Origin of the sequence: Oricola nitratireducens (genome assembly GCF_014904745.1) — a bacterium.
GTDB lineage: Bacteria > Pseudomonadota > Alphaproteobacteria > Rhizobiales > Rhizobiaceae > Oricola > Oricola nitratireducens.
This window is the reverse complement of sequence record NZ_JACZCS010000005.1, coordinates 53785-71827: the sequence shown is the minus strand read 5'-3', so window position 1 is coordinate 71827 and position 18043 is coordinate 53785. Positions and strand designations below refer to the sequence as shown.

The 18043-nt window shown below is 65.5% G+C and carries 20 protein-coding genes; 10 read left to right on the top strand and 10 right to left on the bottom strand.

From position 1 onward, the window contains the following. The first annotated feature begins 223 nt into the window (after positions 1–223). Both IG169_RS03905 and IG169_RS03900 read left to right on the top strand, forming a co-directional pair. On the top strand, positions 224–865 hold the full coding sequence (locus IG169_RS03905) for a DUF5671 domain-containing protein (protein ID WP_193174852.1): 642 nt from the start codon (positions 224–226) through the stop codon (positions 863–865). Then, positions 855–1286 carry a hypothetical protein gene (locus tag IG169_RS03900; RefSeq protein WP_193174851.1) on the top strand — a complete coding sequence of 144 codons (432 nt, stop codon included), beginning with the start codon at positions 855–857 and terminating at the stop codon, positions 1284–1286. The genes IG169_RS03905 and IG169_RS03900 overlap by 11 nt, the downstream gene beginning before the upstream one ends. A gap of 100 nt (positions 1287–1386) precedes the next feature. On the opposite strand, the gene IG169_RS03895 is transcribed toward IG169_RS03900, so the two are convergent. From IG169_RS03895 to IG169_RS03880, 4 genes are all read right to left on the bottom strand, one after another. Continuing rightward, positions 1387–2910, bottom strand: coding sequence for a bifunctional metallophosphatase/5'-nucleotidase (locus tag IG169_RS03895; protein WP_193174850.1), 1524 nt, complete (start codon positions 2908–2910; stop codon positions 1387–1389). A gap of 174 nt (positions 2911–3084) precedes the next feature. Then, positions 3085–3861 carry a creatininase family protein gene (locus IG169_RS03890; protein WP_193174903.1) on the bottom strand — a complete coding sequence of 259 codons (777 nt, stop codon included), beginning with the start codon at positions 3859–3861 and terminating at the stop codon, positions 3085–3087. Positions 3862–3890: 29 nt separating this feature from the next. Continuing rightward, a complete protein-coding gene (locus IG169_RS03885) occupies positions 3891–5246 on the bottom strand; it encodes an 8-oxoguanine deaminase (protein WP_193174849.1) in 1356 nt (451 codons plus the stop codon). Between the two features lie 73 nt (positions 5247–5319). Next, positions 5320–6261 carry a LysR family transcriptional regulator gene (locus tag IG169_RS03880; protein ID WP_193174848.1) on the bottom strand — a complete coding sequence of 314 codons (942 nt, stop codon included), beginning with the start codon at positions 6259–6261 and terminating at the stop codon, positions 5320–5322. 134 nt (positions 6262–6395) lie between these two features. Between IG169_RS03880 and IG169_RS03875 the strand changes: the two genes are divergently transcribed. The 7 genes from IG169_RS03875 (at position 6396) to IG169_RS03845 (ending at position 12263) form a co-directional block, all read left to right on the top strand. After that, positions 6396–7259: a class I SAM-dependent methyltransferase gene (locus IG169_RS03875; protein ID WP_210325849.1), complete on the top strand. Its 864-nt coding sequence runs from the start codon at positions 6396–6398 to the stop codon at positions 7257–7259. A gap of 101 nt (positions 7260–7360) precedes the next feature. Next, the gene (locus IG169_RS03870) at positions 7361–7990 is read left to right on the top strand and encodes a hypothetical protein (RefSeq protein ID WP_193174847.1); all 630 of its coding nucleotides are present in this window, start codon (positions 7361–7363) and stop codon (positions 7988–7990) included. A 76-nt stretch (positions 7991–8066) separates the two neighbouring features. Beyond that, complete coding sequence (locus tag IG169_RS03865; RefSeq protein ID WP_193174846.1) at positions 8067–8567, top strand: MarR family winged helix-turn-helix transcriptional regulator; 501 nt, start codon at positions 8067–8069, stop codon at positions 8565–8567. A gap of 104 nt (positions 8568–8671) precedes the next feature. After that, positions 8672–9697: a LacI family DNA-binding transcriptional regulator gene (locus IG169_RS03860; RefSeq protein WP_193174845.1), complete on the top strand. Its 1026-nt coding sequence runs from the start codon at positions 8672–8674 to the stop codon at positions 9695–9697. Positions 9698–9699: 2 nt separating this feature from the next. After that, positions 9700–10686: a 2-hydroxyacid dehydrogenase gene (locus IG169_RS03855; RefSeq protein ID WP_193174844.1), complete on the top strand. Its 987-nt coding sequence runs from the start codon at positions 9700–9702 to the stop codon at positions 10684–10686. 85 nt (positions 10687–10771) lie between these two features. Continuing rightward, on the top strand, positions 10772–11767 hold the full coding sequence (locus IG169_RS03850) for a DMT family transporter (protein WP_193174843.1): 996 nt from the start codon (positions 10772–10774) through the stop codon (positions 11765–11767). Positions 11768–11849: 82 nt separating this feature from the next. After that, positions 11850–12263, top strand: a complete 414-nt coding sequence (locus tag IG169_RS03845; RefSeq protein WP_193174842.1) for an AprI/Inh family metalloprotease inhibitor — start codon at positions 11850–11852, stop codon at positions 12261–12263. Between the two features lie 6 nt (positions 12264–12269). Here IG169_RS03845 and IG169_RS03840 read toward each other — a convergent pair whose 3' ends face one another. The 4 genes from IG169_RS03840 to IG169_RS03825 all read right to left on the bottom strand — a co-directional run bounded on the left by IG169_RS03840 (position 12270) and on the right by IG169_RS03825 (position 14866). Further along, on the bottom strand, positions 12270–13052 hold the full coding sequence (locus IG169_RS03840) for an anti-sigma factor family protein (protein WP_193174841.1): 783 nt from the start codon (positions 13050–13052) through the stop codon (positions 12270–12272). Further along, positions 13049–13552: an RNA polymerase sigma factor gene (locus IG169_RS03835; RefSeq protein ID WP_193174840.1), complete on the bottom strand. Its 504-nt coding sequence runs from the start codon at positions 13550–13552 to the stop codon at positions 13049–13051. The genes IG169_RS03840 and IG169_RS03835 overlap by 4 nt, the downstream gene beginning before the upstream one ends. 66 nt (positions 13553–13618) lie before the next feature. Beyond that, positions 13619–13990 (bottom strand): COG4315 family predicted lipoprotein, encoded by a 372-nt coding sequence (locus IG169_RS03830; protein WP_193174839.1) that lies wholly within the window; start codon positions 13988–13990, stop codon positions 13619–13621. A 117-nt stretch (positions 13991–14107) separates the two neighbouring features. Beyond that, positions 14108–14866 carry a gamma-glutamyl-gamma-aminobutyrate hydrolase family protein gene (locus IG169_RS03825; protein WP_193174838.1) on the bottom strand — a complete coding sequence of 253 codons (759 nt, stop codon included), beginning with the start codon at positions 14864–14866 and terminating at the stop codon, positions 14108–14110. 286 nt (positions 14867–15152) lie between these two features. On the opposite strand from IG169_RS03825, the gene IG169_RS03820 reads away from it, so the two are divergent. Next, positions 15153–16259 (top strand): TRAP transporter substrate-binding protein, encoded by a 1107-nt coding sequence (locus IG169_RS03820; protein ID WP_193174837.1) that lies wholly within the window; start codon positions 15153–15155, stop codon positions 16257–16259. Between the two features lie 87 nt (positions 16260–16346). Here the strand turns inward: IG169_RS03820 and IG169_RS03815 are convergent, their stop codons facing one another. Continuing rightward, entirely contained in the window at positions 16347–16982 is a 636-nt protein-coding gene (locus IG169_RS03815) for a 2-dehydro-3-deoxy-phosphogluconate aldolase (RefSeq protein ID WP_193174836.1), read from the bottom strand. Between the two features lie 43 nt (positions 16983–17025). Beyond that, a complete protein-coding gene (locus IG169_RS03810) occupies positions 17026–17946 on the bottom strand; it encodes an N-acetylmuramidase domain-containing protein (protein WP_193174901.1) in 921 nt (306 codons plus the stop codon). Between the last annotated feature and the right edge of the window lie 97 nt (positions 17947–18043).

The following is an 18043-nucleotide window of genomic DNA, read 5'->3' as shown; positions in this document are numbered from 1 at the left end:
GTGCCGCGGGGCCGGTATTGCCGGCTCCCGATTCCGTTCCGGAGCAGGCTTTCCTTGGCCGCCAAGGCTAATTTCGGCCCGTGCCATGCCCCGAAAAATCCTTCACCAGTATAAATTGGCAACCATGATCGGCGCCAATTGAAAAACGATGTATTTCCGCCGCGCCTCTTCGTGTAAGAACAGAGCCTGACTTCCACCGAATTCGGACAATCCGAAGGGAAACATGGCTTCTTCAGATCCCGTGACACGGTTCGTACATGACGCACTGGCCGCGGGCCGGTCGCGAACGGAAATCCAGAACGCGCTGAGCGAGGCCGGCTGGGCGAAGAGCGACGTGGACAAGGCGCTTTCCGCTTTCGCCGATGTCGATTTCACGCCGCCCGTCCCGCGCCCGCGCCCGCAACTCACGGCCCGCGACGTTTTCGTCTACGCGCTGCTTTTCACCGCGCTGACATTCACCGCCGTCTACCTCATCAATCTGGTCCACGGAATCCTCGATCTCGCCCTGCCCGATCCGGCTGACAGGTCCAACGCGGAGGCGCGCGCGATCTACCGCATACGCTGGGCCATCGCCACCCTGATCGTCTCGACGCCGCTCTATGTCTGGATGACAATCTTCACCGGCCGCCAGAATGCGAAGCAGGTCGGCGAGAAGCGGTCGCTGGTGCGCAGGTGGCTGACCTACCTTGCGCTGTTCGCGTCGGCGCTGACGTTCTTCGGCGATATCACCTATGTGCTCGAGCGCTTTCTGGAAGGCGAGTTCACGTTGCGGTTCCTTCTGAAAGCGCTCACCGTCGGCGCCGTGTCGGCATCGATATTCTTCTTTTACCTGCGCGACGTGGAGGCCGACCGCGATGGCCACTAGGGTGTTTCTCACCGCGACGGTTCTGGTCGTGCTCGCCGCCATCGTTACCGGCATCGCGATGACCGGGCGTCCGTCGCAGGCAAGAAAGGAAAAGTTCGACCAGCTGCGCTACCGCGAGTTGACCGCGATCGCCCGGATCCTGCACTGCGAGAAGAAAAGCGACACCAGGCCGGTCCTGCCGAAAGAACTGTCGGAGGACAGCTTTCGCGAATATTGCGGTGGCACGACGGCCACCGCCGACATGTTCGTGGACAACGAAACCGGCAAGCCCTACCGCTACAGGCGCCTCAACGACCGCGATTTCGCGGTCTGCGCCAAATTCTACGATGCCCGCAAGGCGATGCGGTCGCGCCCCTTCTGGAGCATTCACACCTACGCGTTCAATCCGGCCAGCGGCTGTATGACCGGAAGGGCTTACTGACGCCGGTCTTCGGGGCCGGAGGCGCCAATACCGGCACCGGACAAACAAACAGAAACCGCCCCGCGGCCGATGCTGCGGGGCGGTTTCTGTTCGCGCGTCGTTACTGCGCGCCGAGCTTGCGGATCCGGCCTTCCACCTTCGCGGCGACCGTGCCCTTCTTGGCTATGTAGTCCATCACGTCATTGGCCATCAGGTTGCCGTTACCCTTGTTGACGAGCACCCGGCCGCCGCCGAGCGCACCGTAGCCGTCGCCGCCGGCGAGCATGTAGTCATTGGTCGCGACCTTGTAGAGCTTGTCGAGATCGAGCGGCGCATCGCCGACCATGACCTCGGACACGCGGCTTCCCGCCGGCGCGGAAGCGTCGAAGGCGAAGCTGATGCCGGAGACCTGCGGGAACCGTCCAGCGCCTTTCTCGACCTGGCTGACGCCATTCTCCAGCGCCGCCAGCACCTGCGAACCCGGAATTTCGGTGACCACCGTGACGTTGCCGAACGGCAGCTCGGTCAGGATGTCGCGGCGCGTCAGCTTGGCGCCCGCGTCATAGGTCCGGTCGGCCCGGATGCCGCCGCCATTGGTGATTGCTATATCAGCGCCGGAGGCCGCCCGCATCGCGTCGGCGATGAGATCGCCCATCGCCGATTCCTCCGCGCGCACCACGTTGCGGCGCGAATCGAGCGGTCCCTCGGTCGAACCGATCTCGACATTGAGGCTGTCGTCGAGCTTGGCGGCAAGCTGATCGACCAGTTGCTGGGATTCCGCGTCGGGCGTCACGTCGGCGGTGTCGATGAACCGGAAAGCGGGCGTCCAGCTCACCTTGCGCTTGCCATCCTTCTCCTCGATCGAGACGGTCAGGTCGACGGGCGAAAGAAACTCGCCGTCGATCGAGGTCTCGACATAGGCGGTAACGCCGTCGAAGGCGGTGGCATAGGAGTGATCGTCACCCGACATGATCACGTCGAAGGCGTGGCTTGCGATCAGCTTGCGGTCGTTTGACATGTCGGTCTGCACGACGCCGATGACAAGGTCCGCGCCGTCTGAACGGGCCGCTTTCGCCGCGTCGATGGCGGTATCGACCGTCGGCAGGAATTTCAGGTCGCCCGTGCTTGACACTTCCGGAGATGTGTCCTGCGCGACCGGTATCAGCGCGATCTTCAGGCCGGCGATCTCCTTGACCATCACGCCGCCGAGCCCTTCGACCGGCGAGCCGTCGGCATTGGTGATGTTGATCGCCGCCCACGGATATTTCGACGCCTTGACCTTCTCGATGAAATTTTCTGGTCCGAAATCGAATTCGTGGTTGCCCGGCACCGCGATATCGAAGGGCGCAAGGTTGGTCAGGTCGATGGTGTTCTGGCCATGGTCGAAGCCCGAAAGGATCGACGGCGAGAGCATGTCGCCGTCGAAGACATAGAGCGTGTTCGGATTGGCCGCGCGCTCGGCCTTGGCGACCGCGTTCAGCCGCGCGAAACCGCCGCGTCCGTGCGATTCCTGGAAGTTGTAGACATCTCCGACACCGAGGATCGTCAGCTTGACGGTCTCCGCGAAGGCCGGCGATAACGTTGTCGCGAGAAGGCTTCCGGCCCCCATGAGCATTGCGGTAAATCGGCGTGCGTGGATGCTCATCCTGGTTCTCCCTGTACTTGGCTGAGACGGGAACTCCCTATGGCCGGACTTCCCCCTCGGCAACTTGCACCACGATCAGTCGGGCGGGCAAGCGCACGCCGGCATCGCAAGACGAATTCAAGACGAATTCAAGACGAATTTATGGCTATTATGCGGGAACGGACCGGCGTCGGGCTAGAACCCCGGATGCGCCTCGACATCCTCCAGCAGCTCGATCAGGCCCGAAACGGCGTGGTCGAGGATCCTTTCCCCGAGTTCCGCCGACGCGGCCGATGCGTTGCCGGCCACCCCGGCATTCGACAGGTCCGACATCAGCCAGCCGAAGGCATGCGGCCCGTAGGCGCGCAAATGCCGGTAGTCGCGGATGAACTCCGACTGGCGCGATTTGAAATTCGCCGCGTTTTCCATCGTCACCTTGTCCGGGTGGATCGCCAGCATCACCGACGTCTCGATCAGCCCGCCATGGATGTCGAGATGCTTTTCCTCCGCGCTCATCACCCCGTCCGGCAGGCCGAACCGCGTCCAGCTCGTCGCCACGGCGAGCATGTTGAACCGGATCCTGAGTTCGGTCGCGACGATCGTCATCAGCGGCGAGTTGCCGCCATGCGCGTTGAGCATCACGAATTTGCGGATGCCCGAGCGATGCGCCTGCTCGCCGGCGCGCACCCAGCGCCGTACCGCCTGGTCCCAGTCGAGCGTCTTCGTGCCCGGCACATGCATGTGTTCCGGCGAATAGCCGATCTCCTCGACCGGCAGGAACACGACCGGCGCCGAATCCGGCAAGCGGTCGATCAGCCGCTCGACAAGCGCCTCGGCGATCAGGCTGTCGGTCTCGAACGGCAGATGCGGGCCGTGCTGCTCGGTCGCGCCGAGCGGCAGCACCGCGATCCACTTGGCCGCGTCCGCCGGCGCCTGTTCTTTCTCCGGCAGCGTCTCGACGCGCCGCCGCATCCGTTTCCGTTTGGCCGCGCTCCCGTCCGTCATGCCGCCTCCGCGAACAGTTTGGCGATCGCGCCGTGGTCGTGGCGCAGCTTTTCGATGTCGACGCCGGCCGGCATGCCGTCCTTGACGGTCCACCGGCCCTTGATCATCACCCGGTCGGCGCGGTGCGCGCCGCACAGCACCAGCGCCGCCAGCGGATCGTGCGCTCCGGAAAACCGCAATTCGTCGAGCGTGAACAGCGCCAAGTCCGCCTGCTTCCCGACTGCGATGGAACCGATATCGTCGCGCCCGAGACACGCCGCCGACCCCGCCGTCGCCCAGCGCAGCGCGTCGAGATGGCTGACGGTCGCGTCGTAGCGGATGCGGTTCAGCATCAGCGCATGGCGCACGCCCTCCATCAGGTTGGACGAGTCGTTCGAGGCCGAGCCGTCGACGCCGAGCCCGACCTTGACGCCGGCGGCTTCGAGATCGCGTGTCCGGCACAATCCCGAGGCGAGCACCGTGTTCGACGTCGGGCAATGGCTGACGCCGACGCCCGCGCCGCCCAGCCTTGCGATCTCGCCGTCGTCGAAATGGATCCCGTGCGCCAGCCAGGTCTTGGTCCCCAGCCAGCCGCAATCTTCCAGATAGTCGACCGGACGGCAGCCGAACATCGAAACGCAGAATTCGTCCTCGTCATGCGTTTCGCCGAGATGGGTATGCAGCGCGCAGCCGCATTTCTTGGCGAGCGTCGCCGTGTCGCGCATCAGTTCGCGCGTCACCGAGAACGGCGAGCACGGCGCCAGCGCCACCTGCAGCATCGAACCTTCCGAGGCGTCGTGATAGGCGCCGATGACCCGCTCGCAATCGGCGAGGATCGTGTCGGCGTCCTGCACGACCGAATCCGGCGGCAGCCCGCCATCCTTCTGCGACAGGTTCATCGAGCCGCGATTCAGCACCATCCGCATGCCGAGCGCCGTCGCCTCTTCCGCCTGGATGTCGAGCGCGTCCTCGAGCCCGTCCGGAAACACGTAATGATGGTCCGACGAGCATGTGACGCCGGACATCATCAGTTCGGTCAGCGCCAGCCGCGTCGCCAGCCGCAGTGCCTCCGGCCCGAGCTTCGCCCAGATCGGATAGAGCGCCGTCAGCCAGTCGAACAGCTCCTTGTTGATGGCGGCCGGATGCGCCCGCGTCAGCGTCTGGTAGAAATGGTGGTGGGTGTTGATCAGCCCCGGCAGCACCACGTGCCGCGACGCGTCGAACGTCTGGCATTCCAGCGCCGGCTTGCCACCGGCGGGCACCAGTTCCGCGATCCGGCCGCCGCTGACGACAACGCCGCCCGACGCGTCCGCGCCGTCGGCCGCAAGGATTGCAAGGGGTGTCTTGATCCACAGGGGAGTGGAGGGGTTCATCTCTGCCGGCCCGCATTTCTCTTCGACCATTCCTAGAGGATAGCGACGGTCTCTGCCAAGGGTGCGGGCGGGTTCAGGCGGCTTGCGGTGGCGCGCTGTCCTGGAGGGTGTGACCGACGAGAACCCGGCGGACAAGGATCATGTTGTCGGCGATGAAGTCGCAAAACGCCGCGATGCGCGGCGTTTGCCGCAGATCACGATGAGTGAGCAGATACCAGGTCGTCGTCAATTCCGGCACGGGATCAAACAATTGCACGAGACCGCATTCCTGTCCGAGTGCCACCGGCAGCGGCGCCGCGCCGAGCCCGGCCGAAACCGCCTGCAAAAGGCCGGGGATACTGGTGTTGCGCGCGACGCTGCGAGCATTCGGAGCAACTGTTCTGAGCCATTGCGCCGCCCGGTGCCCGGCGATCGGCCCGTCGAATTCCACCACGACATGGCCGTCGAGTTCGGCCGGCGTCGCAGGCTGTCCGTGCTGCGCGACATAGGACCTGCTGGCGTAAACCGCCCAGGGCGAAGTCGCCAGTTTTCGCGCGACGAGATCGTCTCCGGCGAGTTCACCGGCCCGGATCGCGATATCCGCCTCGCCGCCGGCGAGATCCATGAAACGGTCGCCCATCACCAGTTCGACGGCCAGCGCCGGATGGCGCTGGTGAAACGAGTCCAGCAATCCCGATGCCGCGAAGCGGCTGACCAGCGCCTCGGGGCATGTCAGGCGGATGATGCCGGCCGGTTCCGCCGCCGATGCCGCGACATGGCGCTCCACGGCGAAAGCCGCGCGTTCAGCCTCCTCGGCCAGCGGCAGCAACGTCTCGCCGAGCGCCGTCAGCCGGTACCCGCGGGGATGGCGGACCACCAGCCGCTGCCCCAGGTTCCGTTCCAGTTCGACCAGTCGCCGCTGCACGGTAGACTGGCTGGTTTTCAAGGCCCGCGCCGCGGCAATCGTGCTGCCGTTTCGCGCGACGGCCAGGAAGAATTTCAGATCGTTCCAGTCATACATGTGGCGGTTATGCATTTCTGCGTTTGCGTTACCCGCAATTGCGGCTGCCGGGGCGGCGAACCGCATGGGATGGTCGCCGGACCGGCCGCGCCAACCTTACATCAAACAATTCGGTTCGTCCGGTCCCGATGCACCAACCGGAGAATACCATGATGGACGCACCATTCGACGCCGCCGCCTTCAAGGCCGGCACCCGCATGCAATGGGACAAATCGGCTGCCGGCTGGGACGGCCACACCACCATGATCCGTCAATGGCTGGCCGTGGCGACCGGCGCCATGCTCGACATGGCCGCCATTCGCGAAGGTTCCCATGTCCTCGATGTCGCGGCGGGTTCGGGCGACCAGACACTTGAAATCGCCACACGGATCGGCCCTTCGGGCAGGGTCCTCGCAACCGACCTGTCGCCGGCCATTCTGGACCTCGCCGCCCGCAACCTCGCCCGCGCCGGACTGGCGAATTTCGCCACCCGCGTCATGGACGCGGAAGAACTCGATGTCGAAAGCCGGTCCTATGACGCCGCCATATCGCGGCTCGGCGTGATGCTCTGCCCCGATCCGGGCGCCGCATTGTCCGGCATGCTTGAAGCCCTGAAATCCGGCGGGCGGGCGGCCACGCTCGTTTTCTCCACGCCCCAGGCCAATCCATGCGTCGCGACCCTCATGTCCGTCGCCCTGAAACACGCCGGTTTACCGCCGGCCGATCCGTTCCGGCCGGGAAGCCTCTTCAGCCTGGGCAAGCCGGGCCTGATCGACGACCTGTTCCGCAAGGCCGGATTCGCGGATGTCGCGACCACCGTCATTTCCGCGCCTTTCAGCGTTGTCTCGACGGCCGACTATCTCGGTTTCATCCGGACCTCCGCCAGTCCTGTCCTGCAAATCCTGGCCGGCCTGGACGGGAACCGGCAGGCGGCGGCCTGGGCCGAGATGGATGAAGCCCTGGACAGGTTCGGCGGCGAGAATGGATGGACCGGTCCGAACGAACTTCTGCTAACCTGTGCAACGCGGCCCTAGGCAGAATGCCGGTTGCCGGTCCGGCGACGGCTTCCTGTTCACCGCCGCACCATGAACCGCCCGGCTGGGATATGCTGTCGATGATTACCCGGAAAACCGGCATGCGCATTGCGATTGTCGTCCTGCTGGTGGTAGCCGCCAATCTCGCGGGGAGCTACGTGGCGTCCACCCTCAATCTCCGGATCGAGCAGAGCGCCGCCCTCGCCCGCTGGGGCATGGTCGCCTTCGCGATTTCCTATACCGGCCTGCTCGCCATTCCCTTCGTGCCCGCCGCGGAGATCGGCATGGTGTTGCTGGCCATGCATGGCCGCACGGTTGTCCTGCTGGTCTATCTCTGCACCGTCATGGGCCTTTCGATCAGTTTCCTGGCCGGCCGGCTCGTTCCGCTGGAGATCATCGCGAGATTGTGCCGTTTCCTGCGTTTCGAGCGCACCGCCGCGCTGCTAGTCGAGATAGAGGACATGGAACTGCCCGAACGCCTGTCCCACCTGATCGCGAATGCGCCGAACCGCGCCGTTCCGTTCCTGCTGCGCCACCGCTATCTCGCCCTCGCCCTGGCGCTCAACCTGCCCGGCAATTCGGTCATCGGCGGCGGCGGCGGCATCGCCCTGATCGCGGGATCGGCCAAGCTGTTTTCGATCGCCGGCTTCCTCGCCGCGATCGCCGTCGCCGTGTCGCCGGTGCCGCTCGCCGTCTATGTCTTCGGCGTCGTGTTCTTTCCGACTTCGTAGCCATTCTCCGCCCGCGCTGCCGCAGCCAAACGGGCACAAACTTGACGTCAATTCTTTCGTCGGCTAATCAACATGCATGAACCGCTACTACATCGAGAAGGACGTCGAGGAGGTCACCAAGCTTCTGGCCAGCCTCCAGAATACCGCACGCGTCAGCCGTACCCACATGGCCCGCGAACTGCAGTCCACCGGGCTTTACGCCGGCCAGGAAAGCGTCATGGAACTGCTGGCCGCCGGTGACGGCAAGACGCTCGGCCAGCTCGCCGCCGCGCTCGGCGTCAAGCCGCCGACCATCACCAAGACGGTAAGTCGGCTACAGGAACAGAATTTCGTCGCGCGCAAACCCTCCGAGACCGATGCCCGCCAGACCCATGTCTGGCTCACCGAGCAGGGCCGCGCGCTTCTGGAGCAGATGCAACGCGCCATCCGCACCGCCGAGGCGCGCGCGCTCGACGGCGTCAAGAAGAAGGAACGCAAGCAGCTTGCGAAAATCCTCGCCAAGATCGACGCCAACCTGACCGGCCCGGACCAGCCGAGGGAAAAAAAGAAATCCTCCGGAGGAAAAAAGAAGAAATAGGCGGCCGCCCGCGACGCCTGACCGCAGGCCGGACGCATTGCCTTTGCTTGCTATTGCCGCGCCCGATATTTAAAGATATTTAAAACCGTTTAAAGGGGGGATCCTTGGCGCAGAAAATCAAGCTGTCCACCATTGGGGAGGCACTTGGCGTGTCGACCGCAACGGTGTCGCTCGCCCTGCGTGACAGTCCCCTCGTGGCCGAAGCCACGAAGGAAAAGATCAAGGCCCATGCGCGCCAGATGGGCTATATTTACAACCGCCGCGCCGCCAGCCTTCGAACCTCCAAATCCGGCATTATCGGCGTCGTCGTCCACGACATCATGAACCCGTTCTACGGCGAGATCCTCAAGGCCATCGAGATGGAGCTCGACCGGTCGCGCCACACTTTCCTGCTGTCGAACCACTACGACAATGTCGAAAAGCAGCGCGATTTCCTCGATACGCTGATGCAGCTTGGCGCTGACGGCGTCATCATGTCACCGGCGATCGGCACACCCCTCGACGACATCGATCTCGTCCTGCGCAACGGCCTGCCCGTCGTCCTCATCGCCCGCTCGATCCCGCGCGCCAGCCTTCCCGTCTTTCGCGGCGACGATTCCTTCGGCATCGGCCTCGCGACCCGGCATTTGATCTCGCTCGGCCACAAGCGCGTCGCCATGATCGGCGGCACCGACGACACCTCGACCGGCCGCGACCGCTACCAAGGCTATCTCATCGCGATGCAAAAGGCCGAACTGCCGGTCAAGCCGGAATGGCGCATCCCCGGCCCGCGCACCAAGCAGGCCGGTTTCGAGGCGGCAAGCGAGTTCCTCGCCCTGCCCGACAAGCCGACCGCCGCCGTCTGCTGGAACGATCTCGTCGCCATCGGCCTGATGAACGGCATCCGCCGCGCCGGTCTCGTTCCCGGCATCGACATTTCGGTGACCGGCTACGACGATCTCGAGGAGGCGGCCATCGCCACCCCGGCGCTGACGACGGTCTGGAACGGCCAGCCGGAAGTCGGCCGCCGCGCCGCGCGCGCCCTGCTCGACCGCATCGACGGCGTCACGGATCACTCGGGCACGCTCGAACTGATCCGGCCGGAACTGCATATCCGCCAGTCGACCTCTCCCGTGAAGGAGCGCAGCTAACCATGCCGCAGAACCTGAAAGCCGTCAGCGTCGCGCTGCCGGCGCGCTTCAACTGGCGCGCCAGCGAGCGCATCGAAGCCGAATTCGCCGCCGTGCCCTTCGACAAGCCCGATCCGGCGCTGATCCCCGCCGAACGGCGCGGCGAGATCCGCGCGCTGGCCGCCTGGCTTAGCCCCGACTATATCCCGTTGATCGACGCCCTGCCGAAACTGGAGATCATCGCCAATTTCGGCGTCGGCTACGACCCCGCCTCGACCCTGCACGCGGTCGCCAAGGGCATTCCGGTCACCCACACCCCGAACGTCCTCGACGAGGAGGTCGCCGACACCGCGCTCGCCCTGCTGCTCAACGCCACCCGCGAATTCTGGCCCGCCGAGCAATGGCTGCGCCAGGGCAAGTGGGAAAGCGAGGGAAACTACCCGCTCACTCCGCTGACATTGCGCGAACGCACCGTCGGCATCTACGGCCTCGGCCGCATCGGCAAGGCGATCGCGCGCCGCGTCGAGGCATTCGGCCTGCCGGTGCATTACTACAACCGCAGCAAGGCCGCCGATGTCGCCTATCCGTATCACGCGACGCTGGAAGACCTTGCAAGCGCCGTCGACACGCTGATCTGCGTCGTGCCCGGCACGCCGGAGACCCGCCACACCGTCGACGCCAAGATCCTGAAGGCGCTCGGGCCGAACGGCGTGCTGGTCAATATTGGCCGCGGCACCGTCGTCGACGAACAGGCGCTGATCGCCGCTCTCAAGGACGGCGTCATCGCCGCCGCCGGCCTCGACGTCTTCGAGGACGAGCCGCATGTCCCCGCCGAGCTGATCGCCATGAAGAATGTCTGCCTGATGCCGCATGTCGGCTCGGCCTCGCGCCACACCCGCGCCATGATGGGCGACCTCGTCGCCGACAACCTCGTCTCGTGGTTCTCGAACGGCGAGACCGTCACCGCCGTCCCCGAAGCCCGCCATCTGGCGAAACGCACGGCGCAATAGCAAGACGCGACACGGCACCGGCGAACCGCTCCGCGGTGTCGCAATCGTCATGTCGCCGCGCATCGCCCCGTGATAGGCGGGGATCATGAGCACGCAAGCCGCAACAGCCCCCGCCCGGCAGTCGGCCGTCGGCATCGCCTTCATCCTGGTCGGCGTGTCGGCGATCTCGGTCAACGACATGCTGATCAAGCAGTTGTCCGCCGGCTACCCGCTGCACCAGATGGTGTTCACGCGCTCGCTGATCGGCATCGCGTTCTCGCTTCTTCTCGTGCAGATGGAGGGCGGGGTGGCGATCCTGCGCACCCGCAGGCCCCTGCTGCATCTCTTTCGCGGCCTCGTGATCGTGATTTCAAACCTCACATTCTTCACCGCGCTTGCCGTGGTGCCGCTCGCCGAGGCCACCGCCCTGTTCTTCGTCGCGCCGCTGATGATCACGCTCTTGGCGGTTCCGCTGCTCGGCGAAAGGATCGGCGCCTACCGGCTCGGCGCGGTCGGCTTCGGTTTCGTCGGCGTCGTCGTCATGCTGCGCCCCTGGGACAGGGGAGGAGAAATCGGCGCCGGGCTCCTGACCCTGCTGCTGCCGGTTCTCGCCGCCTTCACCTATGCGCTCTACCAGATCCTGACGCGCAAGCTCGGCGCGTCGACCAAGGCGTCGGCGATGGCCGTCTATATCCAGGCCATTTTCATCCTTGTCTCGCTGGGCTTCTTCCTGGTCGCCGGCGACGGCCGCTTCGCGGATGGATCCGGCAACGAAAGCGTCCGCTTCCTGCTGCGCGCCTGGGTCTGGCCGCAAGGCGCCGACATCTGGCTTTTCCTCGGCCTCGGCCTGAACTCGGCGATTGTCGCCTATTCGCTGTCGCAGGCTTACCGTCTCGCCGATGCCGCCACGATCGCGCCGTTCGAATATGTCGGCCTGCCGCTTGCCGTGATGTGGGGCTGGCTGATCTGGGGCGAGGTTCCGGGCGCCGTCGTGACCGCGGGCATCGTCCTGATCATGGGCAGCGGCCTCTTCGTCTTCCTGCGCGAGCACATCAGGAACCGGCGGCTGGTCAGCGCCCAGCGCGTCCACCGGCGCTACTGACGGCGCGTCCGCCATCCGTTAGCAAGCCCTTAACCATAATTCGCCGATAGTCGGCGCCTGTTTGTACAAGCGCGGCGGGTGAATGATGAGATCATACGCATACTGGATCAACGGCGCCGTCGTTCTCGGCGTCACGGGAATGGTCGCGATGAGCTACGGCAATGCTGGTCCCGGCATCGACCCGATGACCACCGCCTCGGTCGTCTCCGCCGAAAACGCCGACCGTTTCATGGTTGTCGATCACGCCCACAACCACACCTGCATCGTCGCCCTGCACCGCGCCCCCGGCTACGACATCCACCGCCTCGAACCGGGCCATTGCGACGGCATGCCCGCCGACCTCGCGGATGCGCGCACCTGGCAGGACACAGAGACCGGCAAGGTGCGCATCACCGACCGCCAGGGCAATGTGCTGATGCGGCTTTCCGTCAGCGACAAATATGGCTGGGACGTCGTCGAACCGAAGAACCTCGCGCTTTCCTTCGAGGCGTTCTGAGCCGCGTCACGTTTCGTATTGCGCGTAGCACAGATGCGCGAGGCCGAGCAGCGTCTCGCGGTCGACCGCGCCCGACAGGGCGTAGCCGAAACCTCCGTCCGTCCAGTAGAACGTCGAGACGCCCTCGCTTTCCTCGAAGCGGAAATCCGTGCCCTCATGCGCCGGGTTGGTGCCGATCAGCACCGTCACCCTGTCGCCGCCCGCGTCCTCGTACATCAGCATCGCACCCGGCTTCTCGGCGAACGGCACCAGCCGGCCGCCGACGAGCAGGAAGCCTTTTGCGGTCAGGTCGGGCGCACTGAGCTTGCGGCCGATGCGCGCGCCGAGCCAGTTGACGAGATGCTGTTCCTGGTCCGCGCCGACCTCGACCGGATGGCGCACCTCGCTCGCATAGACGAGATAATTGGTCTTCGACGCCTCCGGCAGCATCAGCGCGACCTGCTCGCCGCCGCGATCGGTGAAGGTGGCGGTCATCAGCGCGCCAGTGCCGCCGCCGGCGAGGAAGAACAGCGCGAAACCCGCCGCCATCGCCCAGGCGAATCGCCTCGGCCGGCGCGCCGAGGCGCCGGCGATCAGCGCCCTGTCCGCAGTACTGGCGAGGGCCGGTTCGCGCCCGAACGCGCTGCGGATCGCCTCGTTCTGCGCCTGCCATGTGGCGACGTCGGCTGCCGCCTGCGGATTGCCGGCGAGCCACGCCTCCACCGCCGCGCGGCGCTGCGGGTCGAGTGCGCTGTCCACATAGGCATGAAGGTCGTCTTCGCCGATGTCGCTTGTCGGGCGGTCGGTCATCTGCTTCTCCGCAATTCCACTACATTGCCGGCCGCAAGCGCCGAGGCCAGGTTGCGCCGCGCCCGCGACAGGCGCGACATCACGGTTCCGATCGGGATCTCCAGCATGGCGGCCACTTCCGCGTAGCGGTAGCCCTCGACAACGACCAGCATCAGCACCGCCCTCTGGTCCGGGTCGAGCCGGTTGAGCGCCGCCGCCAGCCGGTCGCTTTGCAAGGGATCGCGCTCCGGCGCGTCGCTTGCCGGTTCGTTCGCCTCGTCGATTTCGACGAAAGCCGGCATGGCGCCCAGCCGGCGCGCCCGGTTGCGGTTGAGATTGGTCAGGATCGTCATCAGCCAGCCCTGCAGATTGTCGCCCCGCCAGGTCGCGCGGCGCGCCAGCGCCTTCTCGACGCAGTCCTGCACCAGGTCTTCGGCGTCGTCGTTCGAGCGCGACAGGCTGCGCGCGTAGCGCCGCAGGCGCGGCAGGATTTCCAGCACTTGCGTCTCGAACCGGTTCATGCGCTCACGCCCTTGGGGGCGCGCGAGCGCGCCCCCGCCCGGAACGGGCAATCGCGTGTCAGAGGGTCAGGGACGGGCAATGTCCCACACGCCGTTGACACCGTCGCCGGTGGTGTCGCCTTTCTTTGCATCCTTGATCCAGAAATACAGCGGCATGCCGTTCTTGGCCCACTGGTAGGAGCCGTCCTTGCGCTCGATAACCGAATACGGACCGTCCGCCTTGTCGCCGTCGGCGGCGGCCAGCGGCGGCCAGTTCTTGGCGCAGCCGCCGTTGCAGTTCGAAACGCCCTTCTTGTCGTTCTTGAAGGTATAGAGCGTCATGCCGTTCTCCCCGGCGAGCACGTCGCCCTTGGCGGTGGAGACGGTGGTCACGGGCGCGGCGGCGGCGGCCCCCGCGATCAGGAAAAAGGCGGCGGTTGCGACTATGGCGGTTCTCATCGGATAACTCCCTTGATCGTGTGTCCTGCGAAAACGGAACCGTCCGTCTTCAAGGCGTAAGACACCGCCGGGAGCTGTTCTATTCCCCTGTTCGCGAAATTTTTTCCGCGAAACCTTTCAGGCAACGAGCGCCCGCTTCGCCGCGCGCGCCCGCGCCGCGTCCCCGAAGGCGCGGAAAAGCGCTCCGGAGGGATGGTCGGACTTCGCCCAGTATTCGGGATGCCACTGCACGCCGACGACGAACCCTTTCGCGCCCTCGACGGTAACCGCCTCGATCGTGCCGTCCTCGGCGCTCGCCTCGACCGTCAGTCCCGGCGCCAGTTTCTCCAGCGCCTGGCGGTGCAGCGAGTTCACCTCGACCCGGTCGGCGTTAAAGATGCTCTCCAGGCATCCGCCCTTCTTCACGTCGACGCCGTGGGTCAGCTGGAAGCGGACATCCTGGTCGTCGCTGACCGGCGCGCGGTGATCGGCGATTCCCTCGCGCGTCTGGATCTCGTGCGCGATCGATCCGCCGAGCGCGACGTTGAGCTCCTGCATGCCGCGGCAGATCGCGAACAGCGGCACGCCGGCATCGATCGCGGCGCGGATCAGCGGCATCGACGTCGCGTCGCGCGCCTCGTCATAGGGTTCGTGGTCGGGCGTCGTCGCCTCGCCGTAGAGCGACGGGTGCACATTCGACTTCGAGCCCGTCAGCAGCACGCCATCGACGCGCGTCAGCAGCGCCTCGTAGTCGACATCCTCGCCGAAGGCCGGAACGATCAGCGGAAGCACGCCCGCGACCGCCACCGCGGCCTCAAGATAGGTCTGCGGCGCGGCGTGCCAGCGGTAATTGTCGAAATCGCGGACATCGGCCACCACGGCGACGATCGGTTGCATATTGTTTCACTCCGTCGGAATCACGCGCTTTATGTATCGGTGTCTGCGCGCGCGCAATGGCCTTGTTTTGCCTGCATTTTGGGCACGGTGTCGCATGTATTGTTCCGGCCGCGCGCGCTGATGGCAAGTGGACAAGAAAATTTACCATTTGGGGCAAATTGCCCCGCCCTGCCTGCTGGACAGGCAAAGGCAAAGCTGTAAGGTACACGCCGAGTTCCGCCGTGAAACAGTCCCGTGACCGGGTTTGATGGGGTGGCCTCGTAACGTTGTTATCTGGGAGGATCATATGGATCGTCGTTCGTTTATCAAGAAAACCGGCGCAGTCGGCGCTGGTGCTGCTGCCGCGACCGCGCTCGCCGCACCGGCCATCGCGCAGTCGATGCCGAAAATCACCTGGCGCTGCTCCTCGGGCTTCCCGAAGGCGCTCGACACCATCTACGGCGCGGCGGAAGTCTTCTCCGACGCGGTCAAGGAAGCCACCGACGGCAACTTCAATATCCAGGTCTTCGCCGCTGGCGAGATCGTCGGCGCGCTGGAGGGCGCTGACGCCGTGCAGAACGGCACCATCGAAATGGCGCACACCGCGTCCTATTATTTCTGGGGCAAGGATCCGACCTTCGCCTTCGGCACCGGCGTTCCCTTCGGCCTCAACCAGCGCATGACCAATGGCTGGATGTATGAGGGCGGCGGCCTCGACCTGCTCAACAAATTCTACGCCAAGTCCAACATGATCTCCTTCCCGGCCGGCAACACCGGCGCCCAGATGGGCGGTTGGTTCCGCAAGGAAATCAACACCGTCGAGGACATGCAGGGCCTGAAGTTCCGCATCGGCGGCTTCGGCGGCAAGATCATCGAGAAGGTCGGCGTCGTTCCGCAGGGCCTGCCCGGCGGCGACATCTACCCGGCGCTCGAAAAGGGCACCATCGACGCGGCCGAATTCGTCGGCCCCTATGACGATCAGAAGCTCGGCTTCAACAAGGTCGCCAAGTACTACTACTACCCGGGCTGGTGGGAAGGCGGCGTCGCGCTGCTCAACATGATCAACCTCGACAAGTGGAACGAGCTTCCGTCCAGCTACAAGGGCGTAATCAAGAACGCGTCCGCTCTGGCGAACTCGGTCATGATGGCGCGTTACGACACGCTGAACCCGGTTGCCCTGAAGCAGCTTGCCGGTTCCGGTACGCAGTTGCGTCCGTACAGCCAGCCGATCCTCGAGGCCTGCTTCAACGCGGCCCAGGAAACCTACGCGGAAATCTCGGCCGAAAACGCCGATTTCAAGGAAATCCACGACAGCTACATGGGTTACCGCCGCGACGCCTATCTGTGGTTCCAGCTGTCGGAGTACAATTTCGACACCTTCCTGATGCTGCAGCAGCGCGCAGGCAAGCTGTAAGCCCGCAAGAACTGGCAAAAAGAAACCCGGGACGGTCCGCCGTCCCGGGTTTTTCTTTTAGGGCTAGATTGCGGGATCGCGCCGGGCCTATTTCAGCGCAGCGGCCTCTTTCGACAGCGCCGTGATCCGCGCCCAGTCGCCGGCCATGACCGCGTCCTTCGGCGCCACCCAGGAGCCGCCGACGCACAGCACGTTCGGCAGCGACAGGTAGTCTGTCGCATTGGCCGCCGAGACGCCGCCCGTCGGGCAGAATTTCACAGCCCCGAAGGGCGACGACAGCGACTTCAGATAGGCCGCGCCGCCGGCCTGCTCGGCCGGGAAGAATTTCAGCAGGCAATAGCCCTCTTCCAGCGCCGCCATGATCTCCGACGCGGTCACCGCGCCGGGTAAGAGCGGCACCGGGCCGCCCTCGGCCGCGTCGATCAGTTCCGGCGAAAGGCCCGGGCTGACGATGAATTTCGATCCCGCCTCGACGGCCTGGTCGAACTGCCTGGCATTGAGGATCGTCCCCGCGCCGACCACCGCATCCGGCACCTCCGCCGCCACCCTGCGGATCGACTCCAGCGCGGCATCGGTGCGCAACGTGATCTCGATCGCCGGCAGACCGCCGGCGACCAGCGCCCTCGCCAGCGGCACCGCGTCTTTCGCGTCGTCGAGTACGATGACCGGGATCACCGCCTGGCCGGTCATGATGGGAAGAAGCGCATCCGTGTTCTGGGGCATGTGACGGTCCTCGATGAAGTGATGCCTTGGCGTTTAAATCGGTTTAGCCCCGGCGTCCAGCCTGTCGCCGGACAATGCGGGCGGCAAACGGCATCATACGGCGCAAGAGACCGATCAGCCACAGCAGACGGCGCGGCGCCGGCCTCGCGCCGAGCACGCGCGACAGTTCCGCCTTCGTCGCCGGCCCGGCAATGCCGTCTGACGCAAGACCGCAATCGGCCTGGAAAAGTTCGACCGCCCGCGCGGTCTCCGGACCGAAACGCCCGTCCGGCGCCAGCGGATAGCCCGCCGCCGTCAGCATCCGCTGCAACTCGGTCACCGCGTCGCCCCGGTCGCCGCGCCGCAGCAGCCCCGTTTGCCTGCCCCTTCCGTCACCTGCCCCGCGCCGGTAACGCGCATGGGCGGCCGCGATCCGGCTGTCGTAGCGATGAACCTTGTAGCGCGGCCCGTTATACGCCCGCGCGAAGGCGGCCCAGTCGCGCGCCCGGATGGTCTCGATCAACCCTTCATGCTCGAGAAACCGCAGCATCAGCCGGATCTGGCCGTCCACCCCGGAGCGCGCCTCGGCGACGAGATCCTCGACCGATCCGTAACCGAGCGCTTTCCAGTGCGACCCCATCACCTGGCCGATGCCCCAGGAGACCGATTGCAGCGCCGCGTCGCGGTCGATCGCCATGGCGTCTTCCAGCAATTTCCACCGCGCCGCCTGGCTGGCCGGGTTCTTCACCGCGCCCATGGCGGGCGACGCCAGCCCCCTTGCCCGCGCTTTCGCACGGTTCGCGTCGTCGAGCAGCCGGTCGAAATAATGCCCCTCGAACCGGATCAGGGGTTCGGGCTTGCCCTCCACCACCGCGAAAGCACGCCCGCCGCTTTCGACCTCGGCGATCGCCAGCAGCGCCGCCGCCTCCAGTCCCGCCTCGCGCGCCGCGCCTGTAATCGCTTCCGTCGTTTCCGTCGAGAACATCGCCAATCACGTTTTCCGTTTCGTCCGGACGATTGTCGCCGCTGCCCGATTGCGGTGGACAAGTTCAATCCACCGGCGATTTGACGGGGGTCATTGA